Annotated in this window: 16 protein-coding genes; 6 read left to right on the forward strand and 10 right to left on the reverse strand. The window is 55.1% G+C overall.

Going from position 1 to position 17,248, the window contains the following annotated elements; all coding sequences use genetic code 11:
- Positions 1-4 precede the first annotated feature (4 nt).
- A complete protein-coding gene (secF, locus tag HYW18_03695) occupies positions 5-913 on the reverse strand; it encodes a protein translocase subunit SecF (protein ID MBI2485222.1) in 909 nt (302 codons plus the stop codon).
- Positions 910-2,916, reverse strand: a complete 2,007-nt coding sequence (gene secD, locus HYW18_03700; GenBank protein MBI2485223.1) for a protein translocase subunit SecD — start codon at positions 2,914-2,916, stop codon at positions 910-912. The genes secF and secD overlap by 4 nt, the downstream gene beginning before the upstream one ends.
- 71 nt (positions 2,917-2,987) lie before the next feature.
- Between secD and HYW18_03705 the strand changes: the two genes are divergently transcribed.
- Positions 2,988-3,710, forward strand: a complete 723-nt coding sequence (locus HYW18_03705) for a GGDEF domain-containing protein (GenBank protein ID MBI2485224.1) — start codon at positions 2,988-2,990, stop codon at positions 3,708-3,710.
- A gap of 50 nt (positions 3,711-3,760) precedes the next feature.
- Here HYW18_03705 and HYW18_03710 read toward each other — a convergent pair whose 3' ends face one another.
- From HYW18_03710 to HYW18_03735, 6 genes are read right to left on the reverse strand one after another with little or no spacing between them, the layout of a single operon-like run.
- Positions 3,761-5,032, reverse strand: coding sequence for a hypothetical protein (locus HYW18_03710; protein MBI2485225.1), 1,272 nt, complete (start codon positions 5,030-5,032; stop codon positions 3,761-3,763).
- Positions 5,033-5,066: 34 nt separating this feature from the next.
- Positions 5,067-5,282 (reverse strand): DUF167 domain-containing protein, encoded by a 216-nt coding sequence (locus HYW18_03715; protein MBI2485226.1) that lies wholly within the window; start codon positions 5,280-5,282, stop codon positions 5,067-5,069.
- Position 5,283: 1 nt separating this feature from the next.
- A complete protein-coding gene (gene secA, locus HYW18_03720) occupies positions 5,284-8,043 on the reverse strand; it encodes a preprotein translocase subunit SecA (protein ID MBI2485227.1) in 2,760 nt (919 codons plus the stop codon).
- A 48-nt stretch (positions 8,044-8,091) separates the two neighbouring features.
- Positions 8,092-8,427 (reverse strand): ribosome-associated translation inhibitor RaiA, encoded by a 336-nt coding sequence (gene raiA / locus HYW18_03725; GenBank protein MBI2485228.1) that lies wholly within the window; start codon positions 8,425-8,427, stop codon positions 8,092-8,094.
- Positions 8,424-9,386 carry a UDP-N-acetylmuramate dehydrogenase gene (gene murB / locus HYW18_03730; GenBank protein ID MBI2485229.1) on the reverse strand — a complete coding sequence of 321 codons (963 nt, stop codon included), beginning with the start codon at positions 9,384-9,386 and terminating at the stop codon, positions 8,424-8,426. Before murB ends, raiA begins: the two co-directional genes overlap by 4 nt.
- Positions 9,387-9,423: 37 nt before the next feature.
- Entirely contained in the window at positions 9,424-10,704 is a 1,281-nt protein-coding gene (locus HYW18_03735; GenBank protein MBI2485230.1) for a UDP-N-acetylmuramate--L-alanine ligase, read from the reverse strand.
- A 132-nt stretch (positions 10,705-10,836) separates the two neighbouring features.
- Between HYW18_03735 and HYW18_03740 the strand changes: the two genes are divergently transcribed.
- The 5 genes from HYW18_03740 to HYW18_03760 all read left to right on the forward strand — a co-directional run bounded on the left by HYW18_03740 (position 10,837) and on the right by HYW18_03760 (position 15,633).
- Entirely contained in the window at positions 10,837-11,586 is a 750-nt protein-coding gene (locus HYW18_03740; GenBank protein MBI2485231.1) for a hypothetical protein, read from the forward strand.
- A 335-nt stretch (positions 11,587-11,921) separates the two neighbouring features.
- The gene (locus HYW18_03745; protein ID MBI2485232.1) at positions 11,922-12,629 is read left to right on the forward strand and encodes a hypothetical protein; all 708 of its coding nucleotides are present in this window, start codon (positions 11,922-11,924) and stop codon (positions 12,627-12,629) included.
- Positions 12,630-12,708: 79 nt separating this feature from the next.
- Positions 12,709-13,998, forward strand: a complete 1,290-nt coding sequence (locus tag HYW18_03750; GenBank protein ID MBI2485233.1) for a serine hydroxymethyltransferase — start codon at positions 12,709-12,711, stop codon at positions 13,996-13,998.
- 312 nt (positions 13,999-14,310) lie between these two features.
- The gene (locus HYW18_03755) at positions 14,311-14,793 is read left to right on the forward strand and encodes a transposase (GenBank protein ID MBI2485234.1); all 483 of its coding nucleotides are present in this window, start codon (positions 14,311-14,313) and stop codon (positions 14,791-14,793) included.
- Positions 14,794-14,820: 27 nt separating this feature from the next.
- A complete protein-coding gene (locus HYW18_03760) occupies positions 14,821-15,633 on the forward strand; it encodes a bifunctional 5,10-methylenetetrahydrofolate dehydrogenase/5,10-methenyltetrahydrofolate cyclohydrolase (GenBank protein MBI2485235.1) in 813 nt (270 codons plus the stop codon).
- Here the strand turns inward: HYW18_03760 and HYW18_03765 are convergent.
- Together HYW18_03765 and HYW18_03770 are read right to left on the reverse strand one after the other, a co-directional pair.
- Positions 15,539-16,015, reverse strand: coding sequence for a hypothetical protein (locus HYW18_03765; GenBank protein MBI2485236.1), 477 nt, complete (start codon positions 16,013-16,015; stop codon positions 15,539-15,541). The genes HYW18_03760 and HYW18_03765 overlap by 95 nt on opposite strands.
- Positions 16,012-17,148, reverse strand: a complete 1,137-nt coding sequence (locus tag HYW18_03770; GenBank protein ID MBI2485237.1) for a hypothetical protein — start codon at positions 17,146-17,148, stop codon at positions 16,012-16,014. Before HYW18_03770 ends, HYW18_03765 begins: the two co-directional genes overlap by 4 nt.
- Positions 17,149-17,248 lie beyond the last annotated feature (100 nt).

The following is a 17,248-nucleotide window of genomic DNA, read 5'->3' on the forward strand; positions in this document are numbered from 1 at the left end:
TATATCACGAATGGGAGAGAGCGTGCTTTTTGTCCCACTCATGCCACGTGACAAGAAGAGGCGACGCAATGAAGATCGAAGAGTAGGCTCCCGCCGACATACCGATAAGAAGCGCCAGAGCAAACGAGCGTGTGGTCTCCCCGCCAAAAAGAAAGACGGCAAGAATCGCCAAAAGAGTTGTGAGAGTCGAATTGATAGAGCGAGCGTAGGTTTGCCGTAAACTTTTCGTCACAAGTCCGCTCAAATCTCGGCCGCCTTCACGGGCAAGATTTTCCCGCGTGCGGTCAAACACGACAATCGTGTCATTAATTGAGTACCCAAGAATCGTGAGAATAGCGGCGACAAACGCCGTATCCACCTGAAAGGACTGCGAACGTCCCAACACGGCAAAGACTCCGAGTGGAATAAGAATGTCATGCAATCCTACAAGGACGGTCAGCACCGCATATTTCCATGAGGCGACCGGTTCGGAAACTTTCCGGAACATCCAGGTGATGTACACCACAATAAGGAGAACGGAAAGCACGAGACCAAAGAGCGACTTCCGCTTAAGTTCAGAGCCAATCACCGGGCCCACCGAATCAAACCTTCGCTCCTCAACAGTGCCGAATTTCTCTCGGAGTGCTCCAAGAAGCGCTTGGTGTTTTTCTTCCGATAGAACGGGCAGCCGCATAAGCGCTCCCTGCTCTTCTGTCTCTTGCACGACCGCTTCGGGGTATCCCGCTTCTTTCACCGCCTCGCGCACGACGACCACCTCCGTCGCTGTCTCGAAGCGCACCTCCATCAAACTCCCGCCAGTGAAGTCAATCCCAAATGGCAGATGGAAAACAATGAGAAGCACGATACTGGCTGCGGCAATAGTGCCAGAAACGGCATACCAAATTTTTCGTCCGGCAATAGGATGAAGGGTCATACGGAAGCTTTTTGAGATACGCCATACCACCACGAACGCTTGGCGAACTTACTTACGACGAGAAGGAGAAGACGGCTTACCGTAATGGTGGTGAACATGGAGAGAAGAATACCGATTGAGAGCGTAACGGCGAAACCTTTAATAAAGCTTGTACTGAAGAGAAAGAGCACGGCCGCGGTGATGAGCGATGTGGCGTTTCCGTCACGGATGGATGTCCATGCGCGCTTGAAGCCTTCGATCATTGCCATATGCAGGTCACGCCCATCGCGGAGTTCTTCTTTAGTGCGCTCGAAGATGAGAACGTTTGCGTCTACAGCCATACCAAGCGAGAGGATGAAACCCGCGATCCCAGAAAGCGTCAATGTTACACCGAAGATTTTATACGCAGCAAGGTTGAGAAGCGCGTAAATAGTAAGCGCAATGATCGCAATGACACCGGAGAGCCGATAGTACAAGACCATGAAGAGAGCGACGAGGAAAAAGCCGATAAGGCCCGCCTTGAGTGACCGGTCGAGCGAGTCGGCGCCGAGCGTGGGACCAACCGTGCGCTGCGAGAGAAGCTCGACGGGCACGGGAAGCGCGCCGGCGTTGAGACGCTGCGCCAATAGTTTAGCTTCTTCTACCGTAAAGGTTCCCGAAATAACGGCGCGGCCTCCATAGATCGCCTGCTGGACAACCGGCGCCGAGATCACCTCGCCGTCAAGGAAGATGGCAATTTGCTGCTTGATGCGTCGCGCCGTGATCTCCCCAAACAACTTGTCGCCCTCCGCATCAAATTGAAGCGCAACATAGGGTTGGCCGGTGGATTGATCGAACTCAACGCCGGCGCGCTCAAGCTGCTTGCCTGAAAGCGGCGTGTTCACCCATGCCCCCGCATCGGGCGCAACATCCCACGGCTGCGTGAGTTTGGAGACGTTGCGTGTCATGGTGTACGTTTTCACCGGCTTTTCTGCGCGTTTCAAAAAGACGTGATAGCCATACTCTGTTTCGACGGCGCTCGATACGCTTCCCACAGGAAGAGAGCGCACTGCCAACTCCGCTGCCGGCGGCAAAAATCCCGGTTGCGTCCACGAAAGTTCTCCGCCGTTTTCTTTGGCAGAGGGATCCGTGGAAAATTCACGGGCACGGTCGGCAAAATTCTCTGCCATAATGCCGTCTGTTGCCTTTTGCACTTGGATAGACGCCTCAATCGCCGGAATGGGATTAGGACAATTCGTTTTCCCTTCAAAACAAATAAGAATGTGCGAGAGATCCCATTCGGTGTCTTCCCCGACAGAATCCAATCGGAGAACATTGATGCCCTCGGCGTTTTCCTCGGATGTATACCCACCCACACGAATTTTGTTTGTCACAATGGCAGACACGAGCGGCCCGTAGAGCGGGTGCGCGGGCGCAATGTTTGTGAGTGTTTCCGTTTGCGTGTCCCCAAATCCCTCTCGACGAGCTTTCGCAAGAAGATCCTTTGCCGCCTTGCGCTCCTCGGCCTGCTTTGTTTCCAGTTCTGTTTTCTGTTCAGGGGTCAGCCCTTCTTGATTCGCCCCAGGTTCTTTAAATTCCAAAATGGGTGTCTCGCCAATTTCACGAATCGCTTCGGATACATCAAGCACTCCTGCTAAATCGACAACCACGCGATAGCCCCCGCCGCTTGTGATCGTCTGCACAACCGGTTCAGAAACCCCGAAAGCATTCACACGGCGCTCAATAACATCACGCACGCCCTCAAGCGCTTCGTCTCGCTCGGATGAAGGAATATCACTCATGTCAGCACCGTACTCCAAGTGCGTGCCGCCCTTTAGATCAAGGCCTAAACGATAAGACTCGGTAGAAAGCCCCGGAAGCCCAATAGCTTGAAAGGCTTGCGGCACGGCAAACCCAAGCGCTAAAAGAACAAGAACCACAAGGACACTGATTTTCGCCCAGAGCCAAGAGCGGCCGCTGCCGGAACTTCTGGATGCTTGAGAGCGGTGCTTTGCATCAAGGTACTTACGATAGCTATAACCCATAATTGGGGAGAAGTGTAGCGGAGGGAGAAAAGGAGCGCAAGCGATTGACAAATTCCCCTTTTTTGTGCAGAATGGGATGTCCATACTGGACACCTCACGCCAAGAAAGGAAGCGACATGGGGAACAGCGACCCTTCCCAGACAGAGGAGCTCGAACGACTCCGCAAACAGGTGCAAGCGCTCGAGGCTGCGATCGCAGCCAAAGATCGCGAGATCGGGACCAAAGACGGGATCATCAGCCAATTCGCCCGTCGCGTCGTGAACCTGCGCTCACAGATCCGTGAGAGCGAGGAGACGTCGCACACCGACGGCCTCACCGGACTCCTCCTCAAGACCGAGCTGGAACGCGCCCTCCCCGGCATCGTACGCCGCGCCAAGAACAGCAGCGAGCCGTTGAGCATGATCTTCGTGGACCTGAACGACTTCCGCGAGGTCAACACGGCGCACGGTCACATGGGAGGCGACGCGGTTTTGCGAGAGGCCGCGCGCCGTCTCCGGCGCGTGCTCCGCCTCACCGACCTGGCAGGACGTGTGGGCGGCGAAGAGTTCGCCGTCATCCTGCCGGGGACGCCCAAGAAGATGGCGGAGCGTGTCGCGACGCGCATCTACGCCGCCATCGCCAAGGATCCCTACCGCATCCCCGATGATGGCGAGGTCATCATGAGCGCCAGCGTGGGCTGGGCATGCGTCGCGGACACCGGCTACAGCCACGAGGAACTCTACAAGGCCGCCGACCAGGCCATGTACCGCGGAAAAGCAAAGAAGGGCTCAGGCGAGCCCACCTTGTCCGACTGAACGTTCTTTTTCTCCTTCACCTTCGCACCCCTCCGGGTGCGTTTCTGCTTTTAGAGGCGTGTGACGCGTGCATCGTCAATAAAGAGGCGCGTGCTCTTCGGTACGTTCCCAAAAAAGAGTGTGACATCCTCCGCTGTTGGCTGCGTCACGTTTCCGTAAAGACTCCGCGGGCCTTGACGAACATCAAGGTACACGCACTTCCATTCCGAACCGACAGGCGTTGAATAGGACTGCGTGATGGCCGAGTATGACTGCGTGCCACGCGTTTCTTTTGCGATGGTCACCGGCACGGAAGAACCGCCGTTGATGAACTTCATGCGCATGGAGACACGGTACCATTCTCCTTCCGAGAACAAATTCGTTACGTCATATCCCACGGCCTCGTCATAAAGGTACGGCGCTGTCCGCTCGCGGCCATTGTCTTGACCATAACTCGCGTTGGAGAGTCCAAGTGACTGAAAACCGTCGTAGCTTTGCGTCGAGGTAAGTGTGTTGGCAACCGATGTGCCAGACGAATAATCATGCACGCTGGATGTCCAGCTCGAGATAAGGGCACCAAAACGGAAGCGCGCGTCTATACCCACACCCGGCTCAAATGCGGTGCGCAAAACAAGTTCACCGTTCAACGGAGCACAGGTATCGCCGGAAGGATTCGGACGAGGCGCAGGAGCGGAGGTCACCGTTGAGAGAGAAGCCGGAATATCCGAAAGGCGCGAGCGGTACCACTCCACCACGGTCAGAGCGTCGGCGGGACGGTCAACAACGTAGAATCCCGGGCGATAAAACCAGGCCTCAAGGTTGCCCTTCACTGACCCACGGCGCTCGGCTTGCTTCAAGAAAAGGCGCGCCGTATCAGTCCCGCTCGGAAGAGAAAAAACTCCGTAACTGATGGCCCACACGTTTTCCGTGCCGGCATCGTGACGCATTTCCTGTCCTTGCATGTACGTGCGGATGCGCGTGCCGTCCATTAGGTATCCGTAGAGATAGGGAAGGCCCGTAATATCCATGGCATTCGCGTTTCCACGGTTGTCTATACGTTGCGCTTTTGTGTACGCAATGAAAACCGCGTAGTTCCCGTCATTGTCGGAAAGAGACACGTCACGCGAGAGGAACATTTTTTGGTTCCCGCTCTCACGCAAGATGACGCGACCATCGGAAAGGACACTTGGTCCGCCGGAGACCTCCCATTGGCCGACCGAACCGGCAAAGTTGGGACGGCTCGCAACAGATTCCACCGAAATAGCCAGGGCAGGAATGGCAGGGGCGAGCAGGCTTGTGCTTGCAACAGCTATCGAGGCAACACGCACGAAAAAAGCTTTCATAATGTGAAAACCCTAGCAAAAAAAGGCGTTTTTGTCAATATTCTACGACTTTATGGCGAGACGCGCGCCCGCGGACAATTCGCAAAGTCGAGGGGGCCACCCCGAGCTCTTTTGCAAGCAGTCGGATCACCCCCTCGTTTGCCCGCCCATCGCTCGGCGGCGCCATAACCCAAACATCATAACTCCCGTCATCATTCCTGATCACAGCATCTTTTCCAGCTCCTGGATGGGCTTTTACCGCAAGACGCATGTCACGCTCCGTGACACTTCTTATACTTTTTCCCGCTCCCGCATGGGCAGGGATCATTGCGACCGACTTTCGCAACAGACACGGCAGGTTGTGCAGAGGAAATGACATCACTGGTTTTCGCGGGAGCAGAGAGGTGAATACCGCGCCGCTCAAAAACCGACTTCGCCAACTCTTCTGCCTCGCGTGTCGCGGCCACGTGTTGAGCAAACTTGAAAAAATTGTTAGCCACTTCCATCGATACAGCCAGCAAAAGACGATTGAACAGTCCAAACGCCTCGCGCCGATACTCAATAAGCGGATCGCGCTGGCCGTAGCCGCGCAAGTTCACGCTTTGGCGGAGTGCCGTCATCACATCGAGGTGATCAATCCACAACCGGTCAATGCTACGCAAAATTACTGCGCGTTCCAAATCCCGCAAATCCTTGCGGTCAGCAAACCGCCCCTCCAGCTCGTCGTACGCTCGCCGTACCACTGCCATAAGCTTCTCGGAAATCTCTGTGCGCGCTTTGGCGGTGCCCGCCTTTGAGACGCTGGTTTCCTTCAACAGGGGGGAGATTTCTTCCTGCTCAGCAACCGAAAGCGGCAACATCGCGGAAAGTGTCTCAAGGATCTCTTTGCGATTCGTATCGCCCTTCGCCGGCAGTGCTTCTTGAAATTGTGCGGGCACATGCACCTCTTCGCCTGTGTGAAACATCACCACTTCCTCGAGGGCCTCATCAAAGTGACCCAAGATAAGCTCGCGCAGGGCTTGCGGCTCTCCCCCATCATACGCCTCTAGCACGGCGCGACGATTTTTATACACAACTTCACGATGGCGATTAAGCACGTCGTCATAGGAGAGCAGATGTTTGCGCGCATCGTAATTGTTGCCCTCCACACGCTCCTGCGCCTTTTCAAGCGAGCGCGATACCATCTTATTTTCAATCGGCATGTCGTCGGGGATGCCCATGCGATCCATCAAGCGCTTCATGCGATCGCTGCCGAAAATGCGCATGAGGTCATCCTCCATCGAGACGTAAAATTGCGTCGCGCCCGGATCCCCCTGACGTCCCGACCGCCCGCGGAGCTGATTATCAATGCGCCGCGCTTCGTGCCGCTCGGTGCCGATGACCGCCAACCCGCCGAGTTCACGCACCGCTCTCGCCTCCTCGGGATCGGATGGATTTCCGCCAAGCACAATGTCCACACCGCGTCCCGCCATGTTCGTCGCAACCGTCACCGCACCGCGCCGACCAGCCTGCGCAATAATTGCCCCCTCTCGCTCGTGATTTTTTGCATTCAGTATTTCAAACGGAAGCCCCTCGGCCGTCATCATCTGCCCGAACAGTTCATTCTTTTCAATAGAAGCCGTGCCCACCAAAACAGGCTGGCCTTGTTCATGCAAACGCTTGATTTCTGCAATCACAGCGCGGAATTTTCCAAGCTCGGATTTATATACACGGTCTGGCAGGTCCGTACGCGAAGACGGTCTGTTCGGCGGGATGATGATGACATCCATACCGTAGGTTTTGTGGAACTCCTCCGCGTCTGTGGCACCCGTTCCTGTCATGCCCGCGAGTTTCTCGTAGAGCCGAAAATAATTTTGAAACGTGATCGTTGCGAGCGTTTGGCTCTCCTGTTTGATCGTTACGCCTTCTTTCGCCTCAATAGCTTGGTGCAAACCCTCCGAATATCGCCGTCCCTCCATCAACCGGCCGGTGAACTCATCAACAATAATGATTTCCCCCTCGCGCACCACGTAATCCTTATCACGGCGATAGAGCGCGTGCGCCCGGAGCGCCTCCTCCATGTGGTGCACCATCTCGGCTCCCTGCGCCGTGTACAAATTTTCCACTCCGAGCGCTTGCTCCACGCGACTGATGCCTTCATCCGTAAGCGTCGCCGCACGCAATTTCTCGTCCACATTATAGTGCGTGCCCACCGTAAGCTCGGCAGCGATATGTGCGCACGTCATGTACAGAGAACTCGGCGTCTCGGATGGCGCCGAAATAATAAGCGGGGTGCGCGCTTCGTCAATCAAAATGGAGTCCACCTCATCTACAATCGAATAAAAAAGCGGTCGCTGAACGAGCTGTTCCGTCCGGATCACCATGTTGTCACGCAAGTAATCAAACCCAAACTCATTGTTCGTGCCGTACGTGACGTCCGCAGCGTACGCCTCTTTGCGCGAGACGGGACGCAAATAATCCATGTCCACGCGGAACGATCCCGTCGCATCACGTTTCGCATCTGACGCCTCTTCATTCTCCACATGGCGATACGCAGGATCATAGACAAAACTCGCGTCGTGCTGAATGCATCCCACACTCATACCAAGCGCATAAAACACTTGTCCCATCCACACGGCATCACGCTTGGCAAGATAATCGTTGACCGTCACGAGATGCGCGCCCTTTTTTGCAAGGGCATTCACATAAAGCGGCGCAGTGGCCGTGAGCGTCTTTCCCTCGCCCGTGCGCATTTCTGCAATGTTGCCGTCGTGCAACGCCATGCCACCCGCCATCTGCACGTCGTAATGCCGCTGGCCAAGCGTGCGGCGCGCCGCCTCGCGCACCACCGCAAACGCCAGAGGCAAGAGCGCATCAAGCGTCTCGCCCGTAGCAAGCCGCGCCCGAAACTTCTCCGTTTGTTCTTTCAGCTCGTCTGCCGAGAGAGTCGTGACAGACGGCTCTAACGCGTTGATGTCTGCCACGCGTTTGAGATACGTCTGCTGTTTTTTTACGCTTGGATCCGGAAATAACCGATTAAGCCATTGGGCCATAGTGGACACAAGGATAGCCGAAACCGCCCAAGAAATCAATGCGCTGAGCTACATTTTGTCCGGCCTTTGCGCTTTCTTTCGCCGGTCAGCCAAACGCTCCTTAAAATCCACAATTTGTCGGCGTAATTCATCACGTGCGCCATCGATAGCCGCATACAAATCCTCGTGCTCTTCTTCCGCCTGAAAGTGATTGGCTCCCAAGTGAAGATGGAACGTCGCACGAAAATACGGTCCTTTGTTATGGTGTTTCGTCTCCTTCCCCACTTCCGCATCCAACTCCAGAGACTCGTGGCCTTCAAGCATTTTTAAAATAGGCTCAAGGCGCTTCTGGACGTATTCGGCAATGGAAGGCGTGAGTTCAATGTTGAGGGATTTTATGTTCATATAAGAAATTGTATCTCTTCTTGCAACTGAATGCCAAGCGCGTTTCGGACACGGGATTTAAGAAGAGCGATGAGCTGCATAATGTCGTCCGCCGTGGCTTTTCCTTCATTCACCAAAAAGTTTCCGTGCACATTGCTCACCTTCGCGCCACCGACCGCCGTGCCTTTGAGATCGAGCTGATCTATTATCCATCCGGCACCGATGCGGCGTGACGCCAACATGCTTTCGGGCAGATGAAAGTGTTCTTGCAAACGCGCAAGCTCGGCGTCGTCTTTCACTTCGTAGTTTTTGAAAATGCATCCGGCCGAGCCGACATTGGTCGGCTGAGACGCCTTGCGCGACGCCACGTGCTCATCAAGCTGTTTCTTTAATTCTTCGGCGTTCCCCCATTCCAACATAAATGTTGCCGAAAGCACCACCCAGTCTTTTCCGCTTGGCTCCTTGAAAATGGAGTGGCGATAGCGCAAGAAAAGTTCCGCGGCCGATAGAGAAACAATAACGCCTTCCGCGGGTTTATAGAGAGAAACGGATGCCAGATGATCTTTTGTCTCGCCGCCGAAACATCCCGCGTTCCCTCGCACGGCACCACCGACAGTTCCCGGAAGCGAGATCATCCACTCAAGTCCAGCAAGCCCAGCCTCTGCCGTCTTTCGTGCAAGAAGACCCGAAGGAACACCCGCCCCCGCGATCACCTGCATCCCCTCGATCGCCACATCGCGTAGCGCCGGCACAAGGACGAGCGCATCCACGCCGGTATCGGCCACAAGCGTGTTCGACCCTCCGCCGTGGACAATCACGCGCACGCCATCCGTTCGCGCCGCCTCAAACGCCCTCATAATCTCCTCCGCTGACTGCGCTTCCACATAAAAACGTGCGGGCCCGCCAATGCGAAAATTGGTGTGTTTGCTCATGAGTTCGTTTTCCTTGAGCCGCGTACCGAATATCGTTTTGAGATGCATACAAGTAAGGATCTTAGCTCCTGACAGATCGAGTTCATTAGGAGCTAAGCTCCTGACTGAATGAGTTTTGGTTGAACTTCCGGGCAACTTCATCAATGTCTCCGGCGCCCTGGAAAAAGAGTACGTCTCCCGGTTTTGCGAGTTCTCGCACCATCCGATTCGTTGCCTCAAGACTCTCGGTATAGAAGATGGCCACATCAGGATGGTTTTTCTTCACCGCCTCCACAATATCACGGCTCGAGACGTGCGTGTCCTCGGTGCGGCCGGCAACGCCATAGATCTCAGGAACAATCGTGAGGTCTGCCGCCGTCCCCAAAGCAGCAACAAAATCACTGAACAACTCCCTTGTTCGCGCGTGCTGATGCGGCTGGAAAATATGTACCAGACGACGACGGGGAAAAGCCTCGCGCGCCGCGGCAAGAGCAACCTTGATCGCTGTTGGGTGATGTCCGTAGTCCGAATAAACATCCGCGCCGTTCCACGTGCCGACATGTTCAAACCGCCGCCAGATGCCGGGAAACTCCTCGAGTGCCTTGCGTGCTACACCCTCGTCGACACTAAGCGTCCGCGCCACCGCCATTGCTCCCGCCGCGTTACGTTGGTTGTAAGGACCGGGGATACGAAGGTGAATATCAAGCTCGGGTTCCTTCTCGACCCAAATGGATTTTTCGGACTGCTTGGCAAACTGCTCCATTGTTTCCTGCACGTGCCCGACATTGCGATAAAAATCTGGGTGATCCATTTCGACGTTGGTGATCACTCCAATTTTTGGGTGGATGAGAAGATGATTGGCGAGATGTTCGCACGCCTCTATCACCAACTGGGGGGGCTGCCCCGGGGCTGCCCCGGGACGGTTCCCTCCTAGACGAATGTTCCCGTCCCAGCCGGGAACGCGCGAGCCGACAATAACAGTCGGGTCAAGCCCCGCAGCTTCTAAAACTTTTCCAACCATGGCAGTGGTAGTGGATTTGCCGTGCGTACCCGTGACCGCAATCGTGAAGTACCCCTTTGCAAGCTCACCCAAAAATTGCGCCAGAGTAAGCTGCCTGATCCCCCGCGCCTTTGCCGTCAGCCGTTCGGGGTTGGTTTCCGGCACTGCCGAGGAGTAAACAATCAGATTGCAATCGTTTGGAATGTTTTCCGCTTTGTGGTCCAGGTGAATTATGGCGCCGGCCTCTACAAGATCATCAACAAAAAGTCCTCCGTGAAGGTCAGAGCCGGTGACTTTGCACCCCCACCCTAAAAAAAGCTTCCCCACGGCAGAAACCCCCACTCCGCCCGCACCGACCAAATGGACATGATGAACGTGGTCAAACATGGGGAAAGTGTAGCATCTATTGACAAAATGGCCTATTTTTGCTAAATTAGCGCGTCATGCTAGCGGGAATTTCCCGTTGGCCTCTGATCGGCTTTTGTGCCGTTCGACCATTTGAAAGATTGGAACAATGCCATGACCGACCCCGATTCCCCGACCGAGACCGAGCCCACGGACAAGATGACCACCGGCGACAAGATCCTCTTCAGCATCGTGCTCCTCATCATCATCGGAAGCGCCTGGTTCAGCATCAGCAACACGCGGGATCTCCGGAAGGACAAGGCGCAGATCGCCATCCTGGAGCAGAAGTTGGCGACGCACGACGAGTACATCGACCAGCACCTCTCGGGAGACCTGCCGGAGAACTTCATCCTCGGGCAGTGGGTGACCGACCAGGAGAAGGCCATCAAGGACATCAACGCCGCACTGGGCCCCTACAAGGACAACGACGTCCTGCCGGTCATCTCGGGCGCACTCAAGGTCCACAACGTCGCCACGCTCGTCGGGCTCGTGAAGGCCCTCGACAGCGACATGGACGGGATCACGAACGAACGCGACCTCTGCCCGAACGAGTCCACGATGGATCCTGCCACCGTCCCCGACGTGAACCAGGACGGCTGCAACGACGATACGGACAGCACCGCCCGACTGGCCAAGTTCGGGATCAACGGCGTCAAGGGCGTGCGGAAGGTCGGCGCCAGCTGGCGCGTGACCTACACCGCCACGGCCAAGTCCCCGGCCGACGAGGCCGAGATCAAGTTCGAGGTCTCGTGCCTGGCCCTCGACAACGAGGGCAAGGAGCTCGCGGCAGACGCCACGATCGCCGACGGATGGACGCCGACCAACGTCGACAAGTGCTTTGTCCGGCCCGCCTCCGCAAGCTGATCGGCACCAACGCGACAGGGGCCGGCTCGGGGCAACACTCCGAGCCGGCCTCCGCCGCTCACTCGCTCTTTCTCTCTCCTCAAACCTCCCATCCCTGGGAGGTTTCGTGCTTTTAAATTCTCTCTAAGAGATCTCTTAGAGAGAAAATACTGGGGGAGAGCTTCTTGTGCTTACTTTAGAGCTTAATATCGTCAATCCCACTTGTCCTCACTTAGAGAGAATTTCCCGTGGTATTAACCGCTGTTGACTTTTTCTCTAAATTCATCTAACCTCCTCCCCTTGTGCCGGGCAATCCTTGTCCGCCACATTCGCCCTTTGGGCAAAGGAAGACGGGCATGTCCGACCCCGCTTTGGGCGCTTCTGGCGCCACCAACAAGAACAAGGAAGATGAGCCCGGAGCGCTCGACAAGATCTTCAGCGCGAGCGTTCCCGTCTGGGTGTTCCTCATGTTCGTCATCATGCTCGGGCTCATGCACTTCTTCTGGGGCGTGAGCCGGGGACGCACGGACAAGATCGCGAGGCGCGTTGCCCAAATCGCCGTGCCCCTCGAGCACGCGGCGAAGGCCAGCAACAAGTCCACGACCGAGATCGCGGACTCACTGGTCGAGGTGGGCAACAGCGAGACGCTCGTGCGGCTCCGCGCGCTCGACCCGAAGGTGGTGGATCACCTCGTGGCGGAGTTCACCGACCAGGACGAGGACGGCCTCCCGGACTACAAGGACACCTGCCCCATGAAGCCGCCACGGAACTTCCCGCAAGGCTTCCCGCCGACCTACTACCCCAACGACTGGAACAAGGACGGCTGCGACGACGACGAGCGCGACGTCTCCGGCCTCCTCGCCACGATCGTCACGGGAAGACTCGGCTGGCGTGAGATCGTCGGCCACGAGACTCGGTTCGTCTACCAGGCGAACGGGTACACCGTCTTCTGCGTCCCGCTCGACGCGAACGGCCGGCCCTACGAGCCCACCACCCCCGGGGGCCTGGCGTCGGACCCGCCCAACGTGGGCACCTGCCTCGTCCGGGGCCCGTTCTACCACTAGTACGTTCCTTCTTTTCAATCCAGCCCACGGCTGGATTTCGCTTTGTCAACTAGTAACAACTCAAGTAGAATGTGGCAGTATGTTACACCAAACCGACCCACAGATTGCCGAGTATCTCGAGGCTGAGCTGGAGCGTTCTCGACGCGGACTCGAGATGATTCCTTCCGAGAACTTTGTAAGTCAAGCCGTACTCGAGGCGCTCGGTTCCGTTGGCACCAACAAATACTCCGAAGGATATCCCGGCATGCGTTACTATGGGGGGAACGAATTCGTGGACGCGATCGAAAATGTGGCACGCGATCGGGCAAAAGCGTTGTTTGGAGTTTCGCACGCTAATGTTCAGCCGGCGTCGGGATGTGCGGCCAACATTGCCGTCATGTTTGCTTTATTGAACCCAGGCGACACGCTCATGGGAATGTCCCTTCCCTTTGGTGGTCACATGACACACGGACTCAAAGTAAATTTCTCTGGCCGGTATTACAACTCCGTTCAATACACGGCGACAAAAGATGGATGGATGGATTTTGAAGAGATGCAAAAACTTGCCGAAGAACACAAACCAAAACTCATCATTGTAGGAGCCACGGCTTATCCGCGCGTGATTGATTGGGCAAAGGCACGACAGGTTGCCGACACGGTTGGAGCGTTCCTTTTAGCCGACATCTCTCACGTTGCAGGTCTTATTATTTCTGGTGACCATCCCTCCCCCGCCGGTATCGCGGACGTCATCACTACGACCACACACAAAACGCTTCGTGGCCCGCGTGGCGCGATGATTCTGTGCAACGGCAATCCTTCACAACCGCTTAAACCCGCCGACGTGACAAAAGAGAATATCCCCACGCTTGTTGATCGTGCGATCATCCCAGGTATTCAAGGCGGGCCGCATAATCACCAAACCGCCGCCATCGCCGTCGCTCTCCACGAGGCGGCACGAGATTCATTCAAAGAGTACGGCCACCAAATCGTGAGGAATGCGAAAGCGCTCGCGGGCGCACTCACGGGGCATGGTTTTGAGCTTGTCACGGGAGGAACTGATAACCACTTGATGGTCGTCGACCTCACGAACAAAGGGCTAAGCGGTAAGGAAGCAGGAATTGCACTCGATAAAGCCGGTATCACGGTCAACAAAAACACCGTGCCATTTGACATACGCAAGCCATTCGACCCTTCGGGCATCCGGCTTGGCACGCCGGCGCTCACGACCCGTGGCATGAAGGAGAGCGAGATGATCGAAATCGCCGGATACATTGCAGAGGCCGTTGCCCAACATACCGATGAGGCAAAACTTGCCGCCATCAAACAGTCCGTCCGCACCCTCACTGACCGTTTTCCCCTTTACCCTTCCCTCACTTATCTCTCTAAGTGATCACTAAGTGAGGATAACTGGGGTTGACAAGAACAAGAAAAAGTGTTTACATAACCACAGCTTAACAAATCTCCCCCTTGAGCTGGGAGATTTGTTTTTTCTAAACAAAACTCTCTCTAAGTCATCACTAAGAGAGAATTTATGCGGCTAGAAGAGTTTACAAATGGGGAGTTTTACCATATTTATAATCGTGGCGTAGACCGGCAGACAATGTTCCGAGAGAGAGAGGACTATCTCGTCTTCCTCGGATACCTTTATCAGTTTAATAGTTCCCAGAGCATTAAAACTTCTCGACACTCTCGCACTACACTTGTGTCTATTATCAGCTACTGCCTCATTCCCAACCATTTTCATCTGGCAATGCGTCAGGAACAGGACGGCGGAATCTCCAAGTATCTCCACAAAATCGGTATGCGCTATGCAAAGTACTTTAATGCAAAATATGGGAGAAAAGGCCGATTCTTTGAAAACGCCTTCCAGGCCAAGCACATCTCATCAGATGCATACCTAGAGCATATACCACGATACATTCACTTAAATGCCCTGGATCTCACTGCCCACGATTGGCGTAATGGGAGTGTAAGAAATTGGAACGATGCTCTTGCCCACCTAGAACAATACCCATGGTCGAGTCACCACGCATACAGCACAAGGTCACAAGCCATTCCAATTATTGAGATGCGGATTGTAAAGGAAATGTTTCCTACTCCAAAGGAATATATTTCATTTCTTAAACAGTGGTCTCAAGCCGAAATCTCCACGTTGTCTCTTAGTGATCTCTTAGTGACAACTTAGAGAGAAATTGGTATCGTGGCGGGCGTTATGATGAAGATGCTTGATGGGCGAGTATTAGCTGAGCGGATTCGAGAACGTGTGGCGGAGAAGACGCGCGAGTTCGGCCACCAGCCCGGTCTTGCAATTATTTTGGTCGGTGACGATCCTGCGTCACACCTGTACGTGCAGCTCAAAGAAAAAGCCTGCGAAGAGGTCGGGTTTCTTTTTGAAAAACATGTCCTTCCCGCAAATACGCCGACAGACCAACTTGTCCTCCTTGTGAAGCAATTAAACGCGCGCGGGGACATCCACGGAATTTTAGTCCAGCTCCCCCTTCCCTCTCAAGACGAAGACGCGGTTATCCGCACTATCCACCCGGCAAAAGATGTGGACGGGTTCCATCCGCAAAACTCCTCTCTTGCTCCACCCACCGTGCTTGGCATCATGAAACTCATCGAGTCAACAGGCGAGTCGATCACAGGAAAACATGCATGCGTTGTCGGATCAGAATTATTTGCCAATCCTCTGCAAACCTTCCTGGCCGAGCGCGGCGTTGAAACGACGCGCCTGGACCCCTCTTCCCCCACTCTCGCCGAGCAAACAAAAAATTACGACATTCTTATTACGGTTGTAGGAAAACCCGGACTGATTACTTCCCCGATGATTAAGCCTGACGCCATCGTGATTGATGTGGGCACCACGCGCGTAGACGACAAAACTGTCGGCGACGTGGATCCATCTGTCGCGGAGGCAAACACTGGTTGGCTCACGCCTGTTCCGGGGGGCGTGGGGCCGATGACGGTTGCCATGCTGATTCTGAATGTTCTAAGAGCGGCACATCTTCAGCACGACGGCGCTTGAGAAAGATAGGTACCAGAAACCCCAACACAACCGCAAGATCTACCGCTATCGAGAACAGCTCGGTAAATTCTGTTTGCCATGGGATACCATAGAGAAATGGATTGAGAAGAGCGGATGCGAGCGCAAACAACGCTCCCCACGCTAACGCCATCTCCCCGCCGTGCCGCGCAGACGGCGTTGGGTGGCCGCGAAAGAAAAGCGCGGAGAAAAGTGCGCTCAATACGGGGATGCTCGCCATCATGGCATACCCTGGCCACAGACTTCCAGGGGTGTACAACACGGCATACGAGACGACAAACACAGACGCCGCATGTACGAGGAGAAGGAATGCAACCCAGAAGATGACAAACCGGCTGGCAAGACGCGCGAGAGGATGTATCATACAACATGCGAAAGAAGTTCCACGACGGCTCCCGCAAAAAAGAGGAGGCCGATGAGCCACAAGAGTGGGAGTGGAATAGTAAAGCATTTTATCCGGCGGCACACGGTGCGTTGAAGCCGGCGGTAAATGACAAGAATAAGGCAGGCAAGAAGCGCCGAGAAGACCGTGCCGGTAAAACTAATAACGGTAATAAACTCGCGTACACCAAAAAGAAAGAGCAGTGCGGGAACTCCAAGAGCAAGTACAACGGCCGATAGACGACCAAATCCAAGATCACGACGACACGTATCTTTCAACTGCTCTCCAATCATCATGAAAATAGACCATAGCGTGAGAAGGCCGAGCACTGATCCCACCGCTGCCATGTCGGGTCCAATCACGCGCGCAAAGCCAAGAAGCACGTTGGGAGTCGTGGTTGAACCTGTCACACCCACCATGAGAAATGTGAAAAGAAGGTAGAGGAGAAAAATAATTCCCGATCCGTACAACACGGCGCGAGGCAAGCGATATTCATACCTCTCACCCAAGATCGCATGCATCTCGGGCATGACACCAAGACTAGAAGTAGCAAACAGGATAATGCCGTAGGGAACGAAAAAATGCTCAAGGTTCACCGCAGTAATGAGAGCGGGATCAAACGCGGGGAGGCCAGAAAGCATGAGTACGAGAAACAGTGTGAGAAGAACAGCACCGATGAGAAGCTCGAAAGACGCGGCGCGGCGCAACGGAAGAACGACCAGCAAGAGGCCAACAAGAAAGAACATCGAGGGTCCCGCAAGCGGCGGGAGCGCAGGAAAAAGCGTGCGCAAAAATTCGCCACCTAAAATAAGATACGAGAGCAAAATCCCCCACTGCCCGCCAAAAAAAATGAGCATGGCAATAGCGCGCGCGCCCGGGCCGAGGTAGTGCCCTGCGAGTCCCACCAGTCGCGACTGCCCTGGCGTTTGTATGGTGATCTCCGCCAAAAGAAGTTGGAGAAGAAGGAGAAAAAATCCAAGTACGACAAGGAAGAACGCGCCCGCCACCCACCCCGATTGTGCAAACGCATACGGAAGCCCGAACACCCCCGCCCCAAGCGTCGAGCCAACAAACACTGCGGTTGCTTGCAGGGAACGTTTCCGCGCCTCCGTCATATTGGCATCAGTATACCAAAGTTACTGCGAACCGTCCCCAAAACATACACAGGTTGTGCGCTTGCGAGAGCGTAACGCTGGTCGTACTATACGCCCACCC

The organism is Candidatus Uhrbacteria bacterium (genome assembly GCA_016187485.1).
Taxonomy (GTDB): Bacteria; Patescibacteriota; Patescibacteriia; order UBA9934; family UBA10169; genus JACPJO01.

Bases quoted from the DNA above. Each gene is read 5' to 3' on its own strand.
- HYW18_03760 (MBI2485235.1), top strand. From the start codon at position 14,821: ATGATGAAGATGCTTGATGGGCGAGTATTAGCTGAGCGGATTCGAGAA.
- secF (MBI2485222.1), bottom strand. From the start codon at position 913: ATGACCCTTCATCCTATTGCCGGACGAAAAATTTGGTATGCCGTTTCT.
- HYW18_03745 (MBI2485232.1), top strand. From the start codon at position 11,922: ATGTCCGACCCCGCTTTGGGCGCTTCTGGCGCCACCAACAAGAACAAG.
- HYW18_03740 (MBI2485231.1), top strand. From the start codon at position 10,837: ATGACCGACCCCGATTCCCCGACCGAGACCGAGCCCACGGACAAGATG.
- HYW18_03765 (MBI2485236.1), bottom strand. From the start codon at position 16,015: ATGATACATCCTCTCGCGCGTCTTGCCAGCCGGTTTGTCATCTTCTGG.
- secA (MBI2485227.1), bottom strand. From the start codon at position 8,043: ATGGCCCAATGGCTTAATCGGTTATTTCCGGATCCAAGCGTAAAAAAA.
- HYW18_03750 (MBI2485233.1), top strand. From the start codon at position 12,709: ATGTTACACCAAACCGACCCACAGATTGCCGAGTATCTCGAGGCTGAG.
- HYW18_03770 (MBI2485237.1), bottom strand. From the start codon at position 17,148: ATGACGGAGGCGCGGAAACGTTCCCTGCAAGCAACCGCAGTGTTTGTT.
- HYW18_03715 (MBI2485226.1), bottom strand. From the start codon at position 5,282: ATGCGTCTTGCGGTAAAAGCCCATCCAGGAGCTGGAAAAGATGCTGTG.
- murB (MBI2485229.1), bottom strand. From the start codon at position 9,386: ATGCATCTCAAAACGATATTCGGTACGCGGCTCAAGGAAAACGAACTC.
- HYW18_03710 (MBI2485225.1), bottom strand. From the start codon at position 5,032: ATGAAAGCTTTTTTCGTGCGTGTTGCCTCGATAGCTGTTGCAAGCACA.
- HYW18_03735 (MBI2485230.1), bottom strand. From the start codon at position 10,704: ATGTTTGACCACGTTCATCATGTCCATTTGGTCGGTGCGGGCGGAGTG.
- raiA (MBI2485228.1), bottom strand. From the start codon at position 8,427: ATGAACATAAAATCCCTCAACATTGAACTCACGCCTTCCATTGCCGAA.
- HYW18_03705 (MBI2485224.1), top strand. From the start codon at position 2,988: ATGGGATGTCCATACTGGACACCTCACGCCAAGAAAGGAAGCGACATG.
- secD (MBI2485223.1), bottom strand. From the start codon at position 2,916: ATGGGTTATAGCTATCGTAAGTACCTTGATGCAAAGCACCGCTCTCAA.